The sequence below is a fragment of the Streptomyces recifensis genome, assembly GCF_002154615.1.
GTDB classification, from domain to species: Bacteria; Actinomycetota; Actinomycetes; order Streptomycetales; family Streptomycetaceae; genus Streptomyces; species Streptomyces griseoluteus.
The window spans coordinates 1-781 of the sequence record NZ_MUNH01000876.1 but is presented as its reverse complement, the minus strand read 5'-3'; the positions used below and the strand labels follow the sequence as shown (position 1 = coordinate 781).

The window sequence follows — 781 nt, the reverse complement described above, 5'->3', positions numbered from 1 at the left end:
GCGCGGATCTCGACTACCACCTGACCACGCTGTTCCCGCCGGTCAGGCCGCGCGGTCATCTGGAGCTGCGGATGATCGACGCGCAACCCGGTGACGACGGCTGGATCGTACCGCTCGCGGTGACGGCCGCCCTCTTCGACGACCCGGAGGCGGCCGAGGCCGCGCACCGGGCCGTGAAGCCGCTGACCGAGCGCACGCTGGACCGGCCCGCCCCGCACAACCCGCTGTGGTCGGACGCGGCCCGGCTCGGCCTGGCCGATCCGGGACTGCGGGAGGCCGCCACCGCCTGCTTCACGGCGGCGCTGGCGGCGCTGCCCCGGCTCGGTGCCACCCCCGAGGTGTCGGACGCGGTGGCGGGGTATCTGGACCGTTACGTCCTGCGGGGCCGCTGCCCGGCCGACGACCTGCTGGCCGGCGCCACGGACCCGCGCGCCCACGCGAGGAAGGACATCCGCTCATGACCGCCCAGGAGAGCGGGACGACGGCGGCCGGGACCGAGGCGCTGCGCGCGCGGCTGCTCGCCTCGCTGGTCACCGCCCGCGACCGCACCACCCTGCTGACGAGCTGCGTCGAGGACCCGGACCTCACCGCCCAGCACTCGCCGCTGATGTCGCCCCTGGTCTGGGACCTCGCGCACATCGGCAACCAGGAGGAGCTGTGGCTGCTGCGCAACGTCGGCGGCCGGGAGGCGATGCGGCCCGACATCGACGTGCTGTACGACGCCTTCGAGCATCCGCGTTCCGAACGCCCCTCGCTGCCGCTGCTCCCGCCCGAGGAGGCG

Annotated in this window: 2 protein-coding genes; both read left to right on the top strand. The window is 75.0% G+C overall.

Annotated elements, in window-relative coordinates; translation table 11 throughout:
* A partial coding sequence (locus CCN33_RS30525) for a glutamate-cysteine ligase family protein (RefSeq protein WP_244173996.1) occupies positions 1-461 on the top strand: 461 nt, incomplete at its 5' end.
* The coding region (locus CCN33_RS30520; protein ID WP_208622015.1) for a DinB family protein at positions 458-781 on the top strand (324 nt) is incomplete at its 3' end. The genes CCN33_RS30525 and CCN33_RS30520, both read left to right, overlap by 4 nt.